General features: G+C 69.7%; 15 protein-coding genes and 3 pseudogenes. 4 read left to right on the top strand and 14 right to left on the bottom strand.

Features of this window, described 5'->3' with window-relative positions; all coding sequences use genetic code 11:
* Positions 1 to 54: 54 nt before the first annotated feature.
* From ACFV5H_RS20600 to ACFV5H_RS20585, 4 genes are read right to left on the bottom strand one after another with little or no spacing between them, the layout of a single operon-like run.
* A complete protein-coding gene (locus ACFV5H_RS20600; RefSeq protein WP_385196489.1) occupies positions 55 to 957 on the bottom strand; it encodes a carbohydrate ABC transporter permease in 903 nt (300 codons plus the stop codon).
* Entirely contained in the window at positions 954 to 1,946 is a 993-nt protein-coding gene (locus ACFV5H_RS20595; RefSeq protein ID WP_385196487.1) for a carbohydrate ABC transporter permease, read from the bottom strand. Before ACFV5H_RS20595 ends, ACFV5H_RS20600 begins: the two co-directional genes overlap by 4 nt.
* Positions 1,943 to 3,271, bottom strand: a complete 1,329-nt coding sequence (locus tag ACFV5H_RS20590) for an ABC transporter substrate-binding protein (RefSeq protein WP_385196485.1) — start codon at positions 3,269 to 3,271, stop codon at positions 1,943 to 1,945. Before ACFV5H_RS20590 ends, ACFV5H_RS20595 begins: the two co-directional genes overlap by 4 nt.
* Positions 3,264 to 5,699: a beta-galactosidase gene (locus tag ACFV5H_RS20585; protein WP_385196483.1), complete on the bottom strand. Its 2,436-nt coding sequence runs from the start codon at positions 5,697 to 5,699 to the stop codon at positions 3,264 to 3,266. Before ACFV5H_RS20585 ends, ACFV5H_RS20590 begins: the two co-directional genes overlap by 8 nt.
* Before the next feature lie 220 nt (positions 5,700 to 5,919).
* Here ACFV5H_RS20585 and ACFV5H_RS20580 point away from each other — a divergent pair, with 220 nt between their 5' ends.
* Positions 5,920 to 6,639: a FadR/GntR family transcriptional regulator gene (locus tag ACFV5H_RS20580; protein ID WP_385196480.1), complete on the top strand. Its 720-nt coding sequence runs from the start codon at positions 5,920 to 5,922 to the stop codon at positions 6,637 to 6,639.
* Here the strand turns inward: ACFV5H_RS20580 and ACFV5H_RS20575 are convergent.
* Positions 6,629 to 6,856: pseudogene (locus ACFV5H_RS20575) on the bottom strand (transposase); the annotation flags it as partial. The gene ACFV5H_RS20580 and the pseudogene ACFV5H_RS20575 sit on opposite strands and share 11 nt — an antisense overlap.
* Before the next feature lie 145 nt (positions 6,857 to 7,001).
* Here ACFV5H_RS20575 and ACFV5H_RS20570 point away from each other — a divergent pair.
* Both ACFV5H_RS20570 and ACFV5H_RS20565 read left to right on the top strand, forming a co-directional pair.
* A complete protein-coding gene (locus ACFV5H_RS20570) occupies positions 7,002 to 7,955 on the top strand; it encodes an aldo/keto reductase (protein WP_385196556.1) in 954 nt (317 codons plus the stop codon).
* Between the two features lie 22 nt (positions 7,956 to 7,977).
* Complete coding sequence (locus ACFV5H_RS20565) at positions 7,978 to 8,328, top strand: MerR family transcriptional regulator (protein WP_385196478.1); 351 nt, start codon at positions 7,978 to 7,980, stop codon at positions 8,326 to 8,328.
* Positions 8,329 to 8,435: 107 nt separating this feature from the next.
* Here the strand turns inward: ACFV5H_RS20565 and ACFV5H_RS20560 are convergent.
* From ACFV5H_RS20560 to ACFV5H_RS20540, 5 genes and pseudogenes are all read right to left on the bottom strand, one after another.
* Positions 8,436 to 8,997 (bottom strand): annotated as a pseudogene (locus ACFV5H_RS20560) (transposase family protein); the annotation flags it as partial.
* A 125-nt stretch (positions 8,998 to 9,122) separates the two neighbouring features.
* Positions 9,123 to 9,272, bottom strand: coding sequence for a hypothetical protein (locus ACFV5H_RS20555; RefSeq protein ID WP_385196476.1), 150 nt, complete (start codon positions 9,270 to 9,272; stop codon positions 9,123 to 9,125).
* A 34-nt stretch (positions 9,273 to 9,306) separates the two neighbouring features.
* Positions 9,307 to 10,431 (bottom strand): Gfo/Idh/MocA family protein, encoded by a 1,125-nt coding sequence (locus ACFV5H_RS20550; RefSeq protein ID WP_385196473.1) that lies wholly within the window; start codon positions 10,429 to 10,431, stop codon positions 9,307 to 9,309.
* Positions 10,431 to 11,240, bottom strand: coding sequence for a sugar phosphate isomerase/epimerase family protein (locus tag ACFV5H_RS20545; protein WP_385196471.1), 810 nt, complete (start codon positions 11,238 to 11,240; stop codon positions 10,431 to 10,433). Before ACFV5H_RS20545 ends, ACFV5H_RS20550 begins: the two co-directional genes overlap by 1 nt.
* 460 nt (positions 11,241 to 11,700) lie before the next feature.
* Positions 11,701 to 12,846, bottom strand: a complete 1,146-nt coding sequence (locus tag ACFV5H_RS20540; RefSeq protein WP_385196468.1) for an MFS transporter — start codon at positions 12,844 to 12,846, stop codon at positions 11,701 to 11,703.
* Positions 12,847 to 13,137: 291 nt separating this feature from the next.
* On the opposite strand from ACFV5H_RS20540, the gene ACFV5H_RS20535 reads away from it, so the two are divergent.
* Positions 13,138 to 13,776 carry a TetR/AcrR family transcriptional regulator gene (locus ACFV5H_RS20535; RefSeq protein WP_385196466.1) on the top strand — a complete coding sequence of 213 codons (639 nt, stop codon included), beginning with the start codon at positions 13,138 to 13,140 and terminating at the stop codon, positions 13,774 to 13,776.
* A gap of 213 nt (positions 13,777 to 13,989) precedes the next feature.
* Here ACFV5H_RS20535 and ACFV5H_RS20530 read toward each other — a convergent pair.
* The 4 genes and pseudogenes from ACFV5H_RS20530 to ACFV5H_RS20515 form a co-directional block, all read right to left on the bottom strand.
* Positions 13,990 to 14,109, bottom strand: a pseudogene (locus ACFV5H_RS20530) (hypothetical protein); the annotation flags it as partial.
* 16 nt (positions 14,110 to 14,125) lie between these two features.
* Complete coding sequence (locus ACFV5H_RS20525; RefSeq protein ID WP_385196463.1) at positions 14,126 to 14,554, bottom strand: transposase; 429 nt, start codon at positions 14,552 to 14,554, stop codon at positions 14,126 to 14,128.
* Complete coding sequence (locus ACFV5H_RS20520; protein WP_385196461.1) at positions 14,545 to 15,138, bottom strand: aldo/keto reductase; 594 nt, start codon at positions 15,136 to 15,138, stop codon at positions 14,545 to 14,547. Before ACFV5H_RS20520 ends, ACFV5H_RS20525 begins: the two co-directional genes overlap by 10 nt.
* Complete coding sequence (locus tag ACFV5H_RS20515) at positions 15,050 to 15,235, bottom strand: hypothetical protein (RefSeq protein ID WP_385196568.1); 186 nt, start codon at positions 15,233 to 15,235, stop codon at positions 15,050 to 15,052. Before ACFV5H_RS20515 ends, ACFV5H_RS20520 begins: the two co-directional genes overlap by 89 nt.
* Positions 15,236 to 15,389 lie beyond the last annotated feature (154 nt).

Below are 15,389 nucleotides of genomic sequence, written 5' to 3'. Positions count from 1 at the left end.
TGACGGGTGAGGGGCGACGGGTGGGGACGCCGGCAGGTGGAGGAGCCGTGCGGCTCAGCTCTTGACCGCGCCGGCCGTGAGCCCTTCGAGGAGCTGTTTGCGCAGCAGGAAGAAGACGAGCAGGCCCGGTATCACCGCGAGGACGGCTCCGGCGAGGACCAGGTCGTACTGGCGGCCGGTGGCGCCGAACAGGACCTGCAGGCCCAGCGGGAGGGTGTAGTCCCCCGGCTCGCTGATCACGATCAGTGGCCAGATCAGGCTGTTGTAGCTGGTCAGGAAGGACCAGACGCCCAACGCGCCGAGTGCGGGGCGCAGCAGGGGCAGCACCACCCGCCGGAAGAGGCCGAACTCGGTGCAGCCGTCGACCCGTGCGGCGTCGAGGAGGGCGTCGGGCACGGACTGCTCGACGAACTGGCGCATCATGAAGATGCCGAACGCCGGGGCCACCCAGGGCACGACCAGCGCGAAGTACGGCGTGGTCAGGTGGGCCTTGGCGACCATGATGAACAGCGGGACGACGATGACGGCGAACGGCACGGCCATCGAGCTGAACATGATGTTGAACAGCACGGTCTGCCCGCGGAAGCGGTACTTGGCGAAGGCGAAGCCCGCCAGGGAGCACAGCGCCAGGGAGGCCACGGTCGAGATCAGCGCGACGACCGTGCTGATCAGCAACCAGCTCCGGAACGGGTGGCCGTCGAGCAGCCCGCGGTAGTTGTCCAGCGTGCCCGGCACCGGCAGCGGCTGCGGCGGGTAGGAGAAGATGTCACCGCGCGCCTTGAACGAGGCCGACAGCGCCCACAGCAGGGGCAGTGCGAAGACCAGCAGCAGGGCGATGAGGAAGGCGTACAGCAGGACGCGTCCGGCGGCCGATCCTCGACGTGCCGGGTGCCGCGGCCGGGGCGGTGCTCCGGAGGGTTCGGAGGTCGCAGGAGTCGTGGCGGTGGCCGAGGTCATCGGCTGCTCCTTCCTGCACCCAGGGTGCGCATGGCTAGCTGCCCCAGGACGAACACGACGACGAAGAGCAGCACGCCGGCGGCCGCCGCGTAGCCGAGCTGCTGGCGCTGGAAACCGGCGCGGAAGATGAACATGGCGACCGACAGGGTCGACTCACCGGGCCCGCCCTGGGTCAGCAGAAACGGTTCGTCGAAGATCTGCGCGGTGTTGACCAGGACCGTGACGGCGACGAACGCGGTCACCGGCCGCAGCGCGGGCAGCGTCACGTCCCAGAAGCGGCGCACGGGCCCGGCGCCGTCGAGGGCGGCCGCCTCGTACAGTTCCTTCGGGACGTTCTGCAGTCCGGCGAGGAAGAAGATCGTGAGGTAGCCGGTCCAGCGCCACAGCACCAGGACAATCACACTCACCCGTGCCCAGGCCGACTCCCCGAGCCAGTCGATGCCACCGAAGCCGAACAGGGCCCGCAGGGTGGAGTTGAGCAGCCCGAACTCCCGGTCGAAGACCAGTCCGAAGACGAGGGTGATGACGATCGGGGAAATCACCACCGGCATGAAGTACGTCATCCGGAACAGGTCCCGGCCGCGCAGCCCACGGACGTTGAGGGCCTGCGCGATCAGCAGGGCGGCGGGGACGACGACGCACAGGGTGAACACCACATACAGGGCGGTGTTGCCGACGGACGTCCAGAAGCTGTGGTCGGTGAGCAGGTCACGGTAGTTGCGCAGCCCCACCCAGCGGGGAGTGCCGAGCCCCGCCCACTCGGTGCAGCTCAGGTAGAGCCCGACGAGGACCGGTACCAACAGGAACAGCCCGTAGAGCAGGTAGAAGGGGGAGATGAACACGTACGGGGCGAGCGTGCGCTGCCGGCGGCTCCACCAGGAGCGCCCGTCGGAGCCGGTGTTCCTGCCTGTGCTCTCACCCGTGTTCTTGCCCGTGCTCCGCCGGGTGCGGGCCTCGGGCCGCACGCGGGTGGACACCGGATCGGTCATCGCTTCACCTGCTGTCGGTAGGCCCGGATGCCTGCCCTGATCGCCTCGGCGGCGGAGGTCTTCCCCTGCAGGGCCAGCAGCATCGGGCCCCCCAGGACGTCGTTCAGGATCTGCAGGCCCTGTGCCTGGTAGAAGATCGGCAGATCGGCGGCGGCCGCGCCGTACACATCGAAGACGCGCTGGCCGCCGAGGTAGTCGTCGGTGATGCCGCGGAGTTCGGCATCCTCGTAGAGCGAGCTGAGCGTGGGCAGGAAGCCGCCCGAACGGTAGCGCAGCAGCTGGCCCTCGCGGGTGAGGTAGACGCGGCGGAGCAGTTCGAGTGCGGCCTGGGTATGGGGCTTGTCCTTGAGGACGCAGAACGCCGTGCCGCCGAGAGTGGACCCCGCATGACCGCCGCCGGAGAACCGCGGCAGCGTCCTGATCCGCCACTTCCCCTTCTGCTCGGGCACATTGGCCTGCAGACCGTAGACGTTGTACCAGTTGGGCATGACGGTGGCGGCCAGCCGCCCCGACTTCAGCGCGGCGGCGCAGGCGCTGCCGTAGGGATCGGGCAGCGACATCAGGAAGCCCGTGCGGACGCCGCGCTGCATGAACTCCAGCACTTCGACGGCCTCGGGAGAGTCCAGGACGAGCTCGCCGGCCGCGTCGAAGACACCGCCGCCGCGCTGCAGGAGGAACTGGAGGAAGCCGTTGACGATGGAGCCGTTGTCACCGGTGGCGACCATGCTCAGGCTGATGCGGTGCCGGTCGTGCAGGCGCTCACCGAGGTCCGCCAGCTCCTGCCACGTCTCGACGTCCTCCGGAATCCGGTGCTCGGCGAAGATGTCCTGGCGGTAGTACAGGACGCTGATGGAGTTGTCCGAGTCCAGCCCGTAGGGGGTCCCGTCGACCGAGTACGGGGCGAGCTTGAGCAGCTCGTCGCCGAAGGGCTTGACGGTCTCAGTCAGGTCGACGAACAGGTTCTCGGCGATCCGCGAACCCATGACGCGGGGGAACTGGTCGATGATGATGCCCGCGAGGTCGGGTGTGTTCCCGTCCGCGACGGCCTGCGCCATCATGCGGGTGACGACGTCGCTGCCGGCCGCGTTGGTGAACCGCATGCGGTAGTCGAAGCGGGAGCCGTGCATCAGCGTGTCGTCACCGACGGCGCTCCGGAAGGTCTTGATGTAGCCGGGATCGTGGGTCCACAGCGAGACCTGCACCGGGCCGTCGGTGACGGCCCGGGAGGAACCGGAACCGCACGCGGCCAGTACGGGCGCGGCGGCCAGTCCCAGCCCCGCACCCATGGCGCCGCGCAGCACCGCCCGGCGGCTCGGCTCACTCATCTCCGGCTCCCCCGGCTCCCGCGGCCACCGTCAGGGCGATCCGACGGACCGGGACGAGCTCGGCGTGGTCCACCGAGGCCCGCTCGCGGGCGGCCTTCAGTACCTCCCGCACGGACGCGTCGACGTACACCTTGCTGTCCGGGAAGAGGGGCAGGACCCGGATCTCGATCCCATGCCCGGCCACCTCGGCCGCCTCGCCGGCGAACCGGCGCAGTCCGATCTCCCAGTCGGGCCCGTACCAGAAGTGGTCCGCGACCAGCCGGCCTCCGATGTAGGCCCGTGCCACGTCACCCGTGTACGACAGCCGCAGCAGCACCTCCCCGTCGGTGCCGTCGGCGTCGAACACCGACGCCGGGACGGTGATCCGGTAGACGGCCGCCCCGTCGAAGTCGGCGTCCCGCGGCGCGGAGGCCCGGTCGTGAGAACCGCCGGTACGCGCCGGCGGAACCACGGCCTCGGCCCGCACGCACTCCACGCCGCAGCGCGGCGGCGAGTCGGCGCCCTCCGTGCCGGCGGCGAGCGTCCACCGGGTGAAGAGTCCGTCGGTACACGGAGCGGACAGACCCGGCCCCGCGAGCAGGCGGGCGGCGGTCGCGTCACCGGGAGACGTCAGCACCGACAGGTCCACCTCGTCCCGAGCGGTGTGGATCCGCAGCTCGTCCCCGTCGGCCAGGACCGGTTCCGTGCACAGGAGGAGCCGGTCGGTGCCGCCGGCACTCACCCGCTGGGCCTGGAGCGCCTGTTCCTCGGAGAGCACCAGCAGGTGCACCGGTCCCTGCGGGCCATCCACCGTCACCAGGGCGCGGGAGCCGGGCTCAAGGACACTCACCACGACCAGGCCCGAGTCGTCCGTGTCCGTGTGCACCGGTCCGGACACCTCGCAGCCGGCCGGCAGGGCGAACTGCGGGGTGATGCCGGCGGTCGCCGCGAACACCGCGATCGGGTCCCCGTCGAGCTCTAGCCGGGTCACCGGCTGCGCGCTCGCCCACTCCAGCCGCACCCCGCGGCCGACCTCGTAACCGAGCGGCCAGACGAAGTGCGCTCCGGTGGGAACGGTCACCTCCTGGGCGGGCAGGGTGACCGTCCGCTTGGCCAGGTGCACCCGGAAGCGCACACTCTGGTGGTCTGGCAGCGTCTCGTGCGGCTGGTGGTTGTTGACGAACAGGAAGCCCCTGTCGCCGTCGGCGCGCACGGACCAGCGCAGCGACCGGCGGTCGTCGAGTCCGGCCGGGCCGTCGTCCGGCAGGTGCAGCGGCATGTCCGCCAGGTCGGCACCGCTGTCCCGGATCAGCAGGTGCTGCAGTCGCAGCGCGTGGAAGGAGGGCCGTACCTGTCCGTACTCGCCCAGCGGCGCCTGGAAGTCGTAATTGACGACCGGCAGGTCGTTGGGGTAGCCGGTGTCGTGCGACTCCTGGTTGGTCACGGTGTGCCCGAGGCGCTGAGAGCAGCCGTGGTACAGGTAGTAGCCCTGCCACACCGAGCCGCTGCCCAGCTTCGTCAGCGCGAGCGACGAGACGTCGGCGGCGGGCACGAGGGGGCGCCGATGGTAGGCGATCGCCATGCCGCCGCCCAGCTCGCAAGTCGCGTACGGGTAGCGGCGGTCGTCCGGTCCCGTGCCCGCCGGGGCGGACGAGCGCAGGTCGGCGCCGATCGCGTGGTCGTCGCGGATCGGAGTGAAGAAGTAGTGGCGCCGCATCTCGCGGGTCCAGCCATCGTGCGCGTCCTCCCAGAACGCCTCCGGGTAACCGCCGTACAGCGGCAGCAGCACGTCGGCAGGGATGTCGGCGGCACCCCAACCCGTCGCCGTCCACAGCGGTGCCCGGATGCCGACCCGCTCGGCCAGGGCGCGCAGGGTGCGCAGGTGTTCCGGCTGGTCATACAGCTCGTTCTCCACCTGGACGGCCACGATCGGGCCGCCGTCGTCGTAGCCGAGGCCGCGCAGTTCGTGGGAGATGCGCGTGTAGTACGGCTCGACGAGCGCCAGGTAAGCCGGGTCGTCGGTGCGCGGGGCGCACCCGCTTCCCGGCAGCCAGTCGGGGAAGCCGCCGTTGCGGCATTCGCCGTGCGACCACGGTCCGATCCTGACCGACACGTACAGCCCCAGCTCACCGCAGAGCTCGGTGAAGCGCCTGATGTCCAGGTCGCCGTCGAACCGCAGGGTGCCGCGTTCCTCCTCGTGCTGGTTCCAGAACAGGTAAGTGGCCAGGAGGTCGATCCCGCCGGCGCGTATCTTCAGCAGCTCCTCGCGCCATTCGGCCGCCGGGTAGCGGCTGAAGTGGAACTCCCCCATGACCGGCAGCCAGGGCTCGGTACCCCGCTGGAGCCTGCGGCTGTCGGCCTCCAAGGGTTCAGGGGTGCCCTCGCGACTGCCCATCGGCAGGTGCCCCTTGAGCGGGACGGGGAGGTCTCGGGTGTGCAGCGTCAGCATGACAGGCGGCTCCTGCGGCGTAACGGGCTCGTGAAGTGGGTTCATCGTCAGGGCGCCCCTACCCCCTGTCAAGATGTATTCATAAATAATGCTGACCGCTAGACTGTCCGATCACGGCGCGAGAAGCTCACCGGGACGCGGAGCCTGGCCGGCTCGGCCACGCCCGACGCCGAACGTCCCAACGGCCCCATCAGCCCTCTACCTCGTAAGGGAGAACCGCATGGCGTCCTACTCCGGTCGCGGTGTGCACGGACAGGTCGTACACAAACTGGGTGCGCGCATCGTGGGAGGGGAAATCGCCGAGGGGGAGATCTTGGACATCGGTGCGCTCGGCGCCGAACTGGACGTGAGCCTGACCGTCATGCGCGAGGCGCTCAAGGTGCTCGCCAGCAAGGGACTGACCGACGCACGCCAGAAGCGGGGCACCTTCGTCAGGGAACGCGCCCACTGGAACCTCCTCGACGCCGACGTCATCCACTGGCGCATGGAAACCGGCGACGGCACCCAGGTGCTGCGCGACCTCGCCGACGTACGCTCCATCATCGAACCCGCCGCGGCGCACCGGGCAGCGCTGCATCGCACCGACGCCGACCTGTCCGCGCTCGAAGCCGCCCTCGAGGACATGGGGCGGGCGAAAGCCGACTCCGCGGCCGCCGCCGAGGCGGACGCGACTTTCCACCGGGCACTCCTCGCCGCCACGGGCAACGAGATGCTCAGGAGAATGGACATGCTTCTGGAGCCCGGTCTACGGGAACGCGACCGTATGGTCCACGCCCACGGCGATGCCGATGACCCCGTCCCCAGCCACCGCGCGGTGCTCGACGCCATCCGCGACCAGGACCCCGCCCATGCCGAACGCGCCATGGTGAACCTGCTGGCGAAGGCGGTCGCAGACCTCGACCACCTCGCGCACGCACCGGACGTCACCCCGCGGTCTTGAGGATGTCGTTGGCCCGTTTCAGCTCGGTGCTCTCCTTCTTCAGCCGCTTCAGCTCGGCCGACTCCTCGCTCGTGGTGCCCGGACGGGTACCGGCGTCGGTCTGGTCCTGCCGCACCCACTTGCGCAGCGTCTCGGTCGTGCCGGTCCCGAGCTTGGACGCGACCGCTTTCGTCGCGGCCCACCCGGCGTCGTAGTCGGGCCGCACCTCGGCGACCATCCGCACCGCACGACGGCGCGACTCAAGCGGGTAAGGGGAAGGACGTGCCGTGACTCGATCCTGTCAAACGATCGAGTCCCTGCCGAACCCGGAACGGTTCATCTTCCCAGTCGCACTTGACCTGGAGCGCGCTCCAGATCTGAGGATGGGGGGCATGGACATCAACACCACTGACCCCCAGATCGTCCTCGGGACGATGGACTTCGGCACCCGCGTCGGCCCGGACGAAGCTTTCTCGATCCTCGATTCCTTCGTCGGCGGAGGTGGTGTCTGGCTCGACACCGCGAACTGCTACTCCTTCTGGGCCGATTCGAGTGGCGTCGGCGGTGCCAGCGAGCGTGTCATCGGCGCGTGGCTTCGCTCCCGCCCCGGCGCGCGCGACGCGGTGCGGATCGCGACGAAGGTCCGGCAGAATCCGCTCGTTCCGCACTCCTGGCCGCAGAGCGCCGAAGGACTTTCCGCCCCCGCCGTACGAATTGGTGTTGAGGGGAGCCTGGGGCGTCTCGGAGTCGATCACGTCGATCTCCTCTGGGCTCACGCCGAGGACCGCACTGTGCCGCTGGAGGAGACCGTCGGTGCCTTCGGCGAGCTGGTCACGAAGGGAACGGCTCTGCGCGTCGGGGCGGCGAATCATGCTGCCTGGCGCGTCGAGCGCGCCCGGTCACTCGCCCGGGGTCAGGGCGTGGAACCGTGGACGGCCCTGCAGCTGCGCCACTCACTTGTCCAGCCGCGGCCACTCACCCCGCTCGCGGAGGGCGGCCATCGCCTGCTCACCGACGAGGACCTGGACTTCGCGCAGTCGGAGGGGCTCACCATGTGGTCGTACAGCTCGCTGATGTGGGGTTCCTACGTGCGCGCAGACAAGCCGCTTCCACGGACTTATGATCACCCTGGTACCACCCGGGTGCTCTCGGTTCTGGACGACGTGGCCGGCGAGCTGGCGGCCACGAGGAACCAGGTCGTCCTCGCATGGCTGATGCGCCAGGGGATCGACCCCATCGTCGGCGTGAGCCGGGTGGAGCAGATCGAGGAGGCGCTCGCCGCACGCCGTGTGCGGCTGAGCGACGAGCACCTGGCGCGCTTCGCCGAAGCGCGGTAGCAACGGTCAGACAAGGAGCCCTGTGACCACCCTCCTCACCCCGGCAGCAGCCGCCGACCGCACCGGCGTCTCCCTCGACACACTGCGCTACTACGAGCGCGAAGGGCTGATCGGACCGATCCGGCGCTCCCCCGGTGGGCGCAGGGAGTACACCGAGGACGACCTCTTCTGGATCGGTCTGGTCACGTGCTTTCGTGACGCCGGCCTCGGCATCGCGGACCTGCGGGAATTCGTCGCCATGCTGCGCGCCGAGCATTCTGCGCAGGACCGGGTCACCTTCCTCCGAGAACGCCGTGCCACCCTGGAGCAGCGAGTGGCGGCGCTGCGCCGGGCCCTGGAGGTCCTCGACGACAAGATCGCCTACTACAGCTGAGTGCCGCACGCCCCGCGCTCTGCCCACCGCACATCGCCCACCATCCCTAACCCCTCGCCATCTGAAGCCGGCAGTGGCACAACGTCCGTGCCCTCACTGAGCCTCTTTCATCTTGAACAGCTGCAGGTCATCAGCGTGTGGATGGCCTGGCCGACGGTGCCGGTGCGGCGGGTGGAGCGTCTGGCCCGCCGGAGCGGTCGCCAGGACTTCAGCTGCGCGAAGGCGCGTTCGCCCGGTGCTCTCAGCCGGGCGTGGCCGTGGTTGAACTGCTGGTGGTGCGCGGGCTGTTCGCGGTGGTTCTTGTACGGGGTGCGCACGGTCGCGCCGGCGTCCTGGTAGGCGCGGTCCGCCAGCACGAGGATCTGCCGGGTCGGGCAGGCCGGGACGATGCCGTGGGCGTGGTCCGCGGTCAGGTCATGTGCGCGGCCGGGCATCCGCGGGAGAACCACAGGGGTGCGCCGTCCGGGCGGGCGATGACCTGTACGTTCATGCCGTGCTTCTTGTGTTTCTGCGAGTAGTACGGCTGGTCGGTGGGGATCAGGGTGCCGTCAACGATGACGTGGTCGCCCTCACCGAGGCCGGTGAGGGCTTCGTGGAGGCCTGGAGCCCAGGAAGCCGGCACCTGAAGGGCCCCCCGTCCACGGAGCGCCGGGCGGTGGCCTGCGGAACCGACAGGGCCCCTTCGGTCGCCGGTGCGCTGAGTGGAACCACCACGCCGGCGACCGAAGGGCCCTGCCTCGTCACCACGCCCGCTGAACAACCCGTTTCACCCGCCAGCACAGGATGAAAGAGCTTCACTGAGTGGTCAGCGCGAGAGCGGTGGGCTCGCTGCGCCGAACCCCCAGGACGGTGGCAGCAGCCGTGGTCCTGTCCGGGGTGGAGCTGGCGAGCGTGACGAGTCCGGCGCCCTCGGTGCCGGGGCCCGAGTGTGCGCCTCGGCTCATGAAGCCGCCGATGAGACCGGCCGGACAGCGGCGGTCACAGCGTCGCCTCGAAGGGACTGACGCTCTCGTCGACGTAGGGAATCTTGTCCAGGCTGCTGCCGAGGCGGACGTTCTCGCCGGTGGTGACCGACTCGTCGATGGACATGAGGATGTCCAGAGCGTGGTATCCGAGGTCGCCGGTGGCGATATGGGGCCGCCCCGCGCGCAGGGCACGGGCCATGTCGAGTACGCCCAGGCCGCGGCCCGCCGCGACGTCCGTCGAGGGGACGGTGTGCCAGACGGGATCCCCGTCGTCGCCGGCGAGCGAGCCTCGGGTGATCTTGACGTCGCCGCTGAAGTGGTTGGGGTCGGGCAGGACCATGGTGCCCTCGGTGCCGGTGATCTCGACGACACCGACGCGTGTGAGGGGCGAGTCGAAACTGAAGACGCTCTGGCTGACGCCTCCGGCGGCGAACTGGATGAGCGCGGAGACGTGGGTGGGCACCGTGACGTCGAAGCTCGTCCCGGCTCGGTCGCCGGTGCGTATGGTGCGCACCGTGCGGCCGGTGGAACCCACAGCGGCGACGCGCTCGGCGGGGCCGAAAAGGTTGAGGAGCGTGGTGATGTAGTAGGGACCCATGTCGAACAGCGGGCCGGCACCCCTGGCGAAGAGGAACTCGGGGCTGGGGTGCCAGGTATCCGGTCCGGCGTACTGCATCACGGTCTGCGCGGACAGCGGCCGGCCGATGTCGCCGCGGGCCAGAGCGCGCCGTGCGGTCTGTACGGCAGGCCCGAGGACCGTGTCGGGGGCCACGCCCACGCGCAGTCCGGCGGTCGCGGCCTGGTCCAGCACCGAGAGGGCGCTGTCCCTGTCGATGGCGAGGGGCTTTTCGGACCAGACGTGCTTGCCCGCGGTCAGGGCCCGGGAGGAGACGTCGGCATGGGCGGCCGGAACGGTCAGGTTGACGACGATGTCGACGTCGTCGTGGGCGAGGACGTCGGCCGCGGTGCCTGAGCGCGGGACGCCGTGTTCATCCGCCTGGGCTCGTGCGCGCTCGGTGTCCAGGTCGCCGACGATGTGAACCTGGAGGTCGGGGAAGGAGGTGAGGCTCTGAAGGTACTCATTGCTGATGTTGCCGGCGCCGATGAGGCCGACTCCGACCGGGCTGTGGGTGCTCATCAGCGGATGCCCTTCGCGTGGAGGTAACGGACGGCGGCGTCGATGCCGTCGAGGATGTCGCCGTCGTAGTGGTCGAACTCGATGACGGCCCAGCGGGCGTGGCGGACGGTGCTCAGCGCGGCGTCCAAGGGGATCTGCCCCTGCCCGGGAGCGACCTGGCCGGTGTCGGCGGGGTCGAAGGGTGCGCCGGAGAAGAACGGATCGTCGATCACGGCGCCGTCCTTGATGTGCAGGGCCTCCACACGGTCGCCCAGCCGCTCCAGCAGGGATACCGGGTCGTTGCCGCCGGCCGCGGCCCAGTACAGGTCGATCTCCAGCTTGACGCCGGGGTCGAGGAGACCGGCGAAGAACTCGAAGGCGCTGACGTCCTTGATCTTGTGGACGAACTCCTGTGAGTGGTTGTGATAGCCGACGGTGAGGCCGTAGGCGGCGGCGGCTTCGGCGGCCTGGTTCAGAAGGTCGGCGGTCGCGGCGACGTCTCTCTCGTGCACCCAGCGATCGGGGGCCACGAACGGGTCGAAGACGGTCTCCAGGCCCAGGGCGCGGGCGGCCTGGAATGTCTCATCCACGCGCGCGGCCTGCCCGCTCGTCGAGCGGGGGTCGGGCGAGAGGAATCCTGCGTGCCCGGTACGGGCCGTCAGGCCCGCCTCCCGCAGAGCGGCAGGCAGGGTGTCGGTGCGGCCGACGAAGTCGTAGACCTCCACTGTGTGCAGGCCGAGGGCGGAGATCTGGGCCAGTGTGTGCTGCTGGTCCGATTCCAGCAGGTGCCGGACGGAGTAGAGCTGCAGAGCCATCTGAGGTGCGGGCATGCCGAAGAATTCCTCTCCGAGGTGAATGCGCGCGGGCTGACTTCGCCCGGCACGATACCGACACACATGTTGGTTTCCTAGGGGCTGTCTGCGAGTCAAGTCGCGAGCGTCCCGGCGGCGGACAGTCGCGGGAGCCGCACGGTGAGAGCTCGGCGTGAGCGCCAACATCGACGCAGAGGTGCTGATCTGCCGGTCGCGACGCTCCGACCGCGGCTCACACCGGGTGCCGTGCTCGTGTTTGCCCCAAGGTGCTTGACGGCATCCGCCGACGCCCACGAATGCGGCCCAGTCGCCGGGGCTCCCCTTGTGACAGCCCCGGCCAGGCCGACGCCCCGGCACGGGTTCCGGCAGATGCCCGGGCCGCTCTCTGTCGAGGAGCATGGCGAACGGAACATCCCAGCGCACGGGGGCACTGGTGAAAGGCCGCGGGTGGCGGCTCGCAATCCGGCCGGCGTGGAGATCAGACGGACAGGGGATCCGATGCCGGTGAGGTCGCGTCCGATCGCCGCCGGTTCGACGAGTTCGCCATCACGATGTAGCCGACCACGGCGATCAGCCCGAAGCTCATGGGGAGGAAGAACACGTGAGGCAGCCCGAACGCGGTCGCTCCCAGTCCGCCTGCGAGCCCGCCCAGGGCGGAGCTGAGCGCCGGGGAACTCAGGAAGATCGCTGACGCCGTGGCCACCGCCGTGGGCAGAAGGCGCTGGGCGACCACGATGCCCAGGGAGGCGAAGACCGCCCACACGGCCCCCATGAGGACCTGTCCGGCGAAGAGGCCCACGCTTGAAGTCATCGTGGCGAAGCAGATGTTGGCCGCGACACCACAGCCCGCCGCGCCGGCCATCAGCCAGAGTGCCCCCGTCCGCGGCGCCAGCATGACCACGAAAGGCATCAGCACCAGTTCGACGAGGGGCTGGATACCGATGACCGCGCTTCGGACTTCAGCCGCGAAATGCAGCTGCTCATCCATGTAGATCGGCAGGTAGGCGTACTTGACGGGCTCACCGGCATACACGCACAGGTACAGGCCGGTGAAGACGAGGAGACCGCTCATGGCACGGAACCCCGGTTTACCGGCGCCGCCGCCCGTGTCCTCTCCCCCGGCTGGGTTCGTCGCTCGCTCCGGGCCCGCGACCTTCAACGCACCCAGCGGAATGATCTGCGCTCCGCAGCAGACGGCCGTGGCCACGAGCATCTCCCGCAGTCCGAAGTGATCGGCCACCAGGGTGCCGGCGGCCGGGCCGATCACCCACCCGCTGGTCATGGCCATGCGTGCGATGGAGACGACGCCGTCGTTCGCGGCCGAGGGCCTGCGAGTCATCTCGTCGTGCATGGCGGCGAACAGCTGAGAACCCGCCGCCCCTGCGAAGCCGAGCAGCACCACGCCGATCACAAAGGGCATCCACAGTCGCGTGGAAGCGGCGACGCCGATCCAGCCGACGAACCCCGCGGCCGCACAGAGCCGGAAGAGGCCCATGCGGCGACCCGTACGGTCGGACCGGGCGCCGACCGCATAACCGACCACCGGCGCCGCGAGGCTGGTCAGATAGTACAGGCCCGCCACGCCCAGTGACGCATCCAGCTCCTTGACCAGGAATGACGCCATCTGCGGCGCAGCGCGGAGAGGAACTCCGCCACCGCGACCCCACGGTAGAGCGGGTGCGCCAGCAGGACGCGTATCGCTGAGGGCGTCTTCTGGGCCACCGTTTCGTCTTGAATCCGTATGCCGTGATCCTTCACGCGTCTGCGCACACGCTCTCCCACTGCAGGCTCGGCTCGGGCATGCTTCGCTGCTCGGCCCGTAACGACGGTCGCCCCACTGCGCCGGAACGGCGACGGAGCGTCACCACATAATACCGACAGGGCTGTCGGTATCTGGAGTGGATAGCATCGAATCATGAGCCGTCCGACAGCCCCCGCACCGAGCGGCGCCCGCAACTACCCCAAAGGGGAGCGGCGCCGAGCACAGATCATCGAGGCAGCCTTCACCGCCTTCGGCAAGGTCGGGTACCGCAACGCCAGCATGGTCCAGCTGGCCGCCGCCTGCGGCGTCTCCCGCGCGGGGCTACTGCATCACTTCCCCACCAAAGAAGCGTTGCTCGAAGCCGTGCTGGCCCAGCGTGAACTCCAGGACGACGCGCACTTCTTCAACGCGGGAGCCGCTTCCCAGGCCGCCGAGGACGGCCTGGAGTACTTTGCCAGCCTGATCCGCCTCGTGGCACACAACCAGGCGAATCCGACGATCGTGAGCCTGTTCGCCGTCCTCTCGAGCGAGGCCACTGCCCCCGACCATCCCGCCCGTCCCTACTTCGTCGCACGCTATGAGCGCGTACGGCGCGAGGTCCGGACCGCGGTGGAGAACCTGTCTCGACGGGGCCTGCTGCGTTCCGACGTCGACACCGAGTACCTGCCGGCGGCACTGATGGCCATGATCGACGGCCTGCAGGTGCAGTGGCTCCTCGACCCTCAAGCGATCGATATGCCCACTCAACTCCGAGCCCGGCTCAGTGAGTTCATCAACGTCGAAATCCCATAGACCGGACGGTTCCGCTGGCCCGGGCGCCACGGGAACCGCGCGACTGGCACCGTCTCCGACGACGAGGGGCCCCGCAGCGTGACTCCACCCACGCGTAAACGCGCGGGCTTCCCGTGTCGGTGGCCAGGCCACGCCGCAGAGGGCCGGCCCGGCCCTGTTGAGGACGTTCATCGCGCCGACGTGGTCCGCGTTGGCGGTGAAGCCGCACGCGGCGCACTTGAAGTCGGCTTGGCTGACGCGGTTCTCCTTGGCGACGTGCCCGCAGTCGGGGCAGGTGCGGGTGGGGGTACCTCCCGCTTGCGGGGGAGTGTTGCGGGCGTCCACCGGGATCACGCGGCGAGCGGCACTCTCAGCCTTCTGCGCCAGGATTCCGAAGAACAGTCCCCAACCCGCGTCGAGGACAATGCGGTTGAGCCCGGCCTTCGCGGCGGCCCCGTTCGGCAGGGAACCCGCCGGGGGTCCCGGGATCGGGCCTGGCTGTCGGACTCCTGGTCATCCCGGCAGAGTTCGGCTTCTCGTGGACGACCACGTCATACTCGGCGACGAGTGTGTTTGCGGCCTTGTGGTGGTGGTCGAGCCGCTGCCTGCGAATCTTCACGTGGATCGCGGCGACCTTCCGGGCTGCGTCCCGGTGCTTCTTCGTGCGGCGCCGGGTCCGCCTGGGGAACGTCGCGAGGTGCCGCTGGGCGGCGGCCGGCTCCTTCGCCATCATCTGGAGGAAGCGCGGGTTCTGCACGTGCTCACCGTCGGACGTGGCCAGGAAGTGCCTCACGCCCATGTCGCTGCCGCGGCGATGAGGACGTCCGTCACTCCTGGGCATGACGCGACCGCCAGAACGCACGCCTGTGCGGTGGTCAGGCCCGGCCGGATGAGGTCGGCGAGCTCCTGGTCGACCATGGCGGGCAGTTCACCGCCGTGCAGCAACGCGGAGGCCATCACCCGCAGTCCCGCGCCGGCGGCGGCCGGGAGCGGATCCCGGCCGTGAAGGGTCTGCGTGATCGGCGTCATCATCCCCAGGCCGACCGGCATCTGGACGGCGACCAGGTGGTGCCGCCGGCCGCCGGTGGCGTCAGCGGCCAGGGCGAGCAACTCCGCCACCGTGAACGCTTCCTCTTTCAGGCCTGCCCAGGTGGCGATCCCGTACCCGGGCACGTGCCCGGCCGTCACGGCTTCCTCCAGGACGGCGAAGGCGTCGCGGATCGCGCGGTGCAGGACGCTCCGGTCGCCGGGGTGGGCGTGCCCGGGGTTGTGCAGCAGGACCAGGTCCAGCCGATCACACCCGAGCTCTCGCGTTACGGGCGAACTGCCAGCGCACGTGGTCCAGGGCGAGGCTGTGCCCGGCGATGGCCTGGTCCTCGCCAAGGACCCCGGCGTTCACGGCTTCGGCATCGGTGGCCGTGGTGAAGTAGCCGGTCTTCGTGGAGACCCGTAGCAACGGGTGGCGGCCGGGGCTGGGCAAGCCGGTCTGTGCCTCGGCCACTTGACCTCGACTTACCCGGCGTAACACTTGGCGAGTCGATCACGCTGTTTGAGGTGTGCCAGTTGTTGACCGGTAAACGTCACGGTTCCCCGCGGCAGTTGCGGGCCACGGGCGCCCGGTTCCGGCTTGTCCG

The sequence above is a fragment of the Streptomyces sp. NPDC059787 genome (assembly GCF_042732315.1).
GTDB lineage: Bacteria > Actinomycetota > Actinomycetes > Streptomycetales > Streptomycetaceae > Streptomyces > Streptomyces atrovirens.
This window is presented reverse-complemented; position numbering and strand designations above follow the sequence as displayed.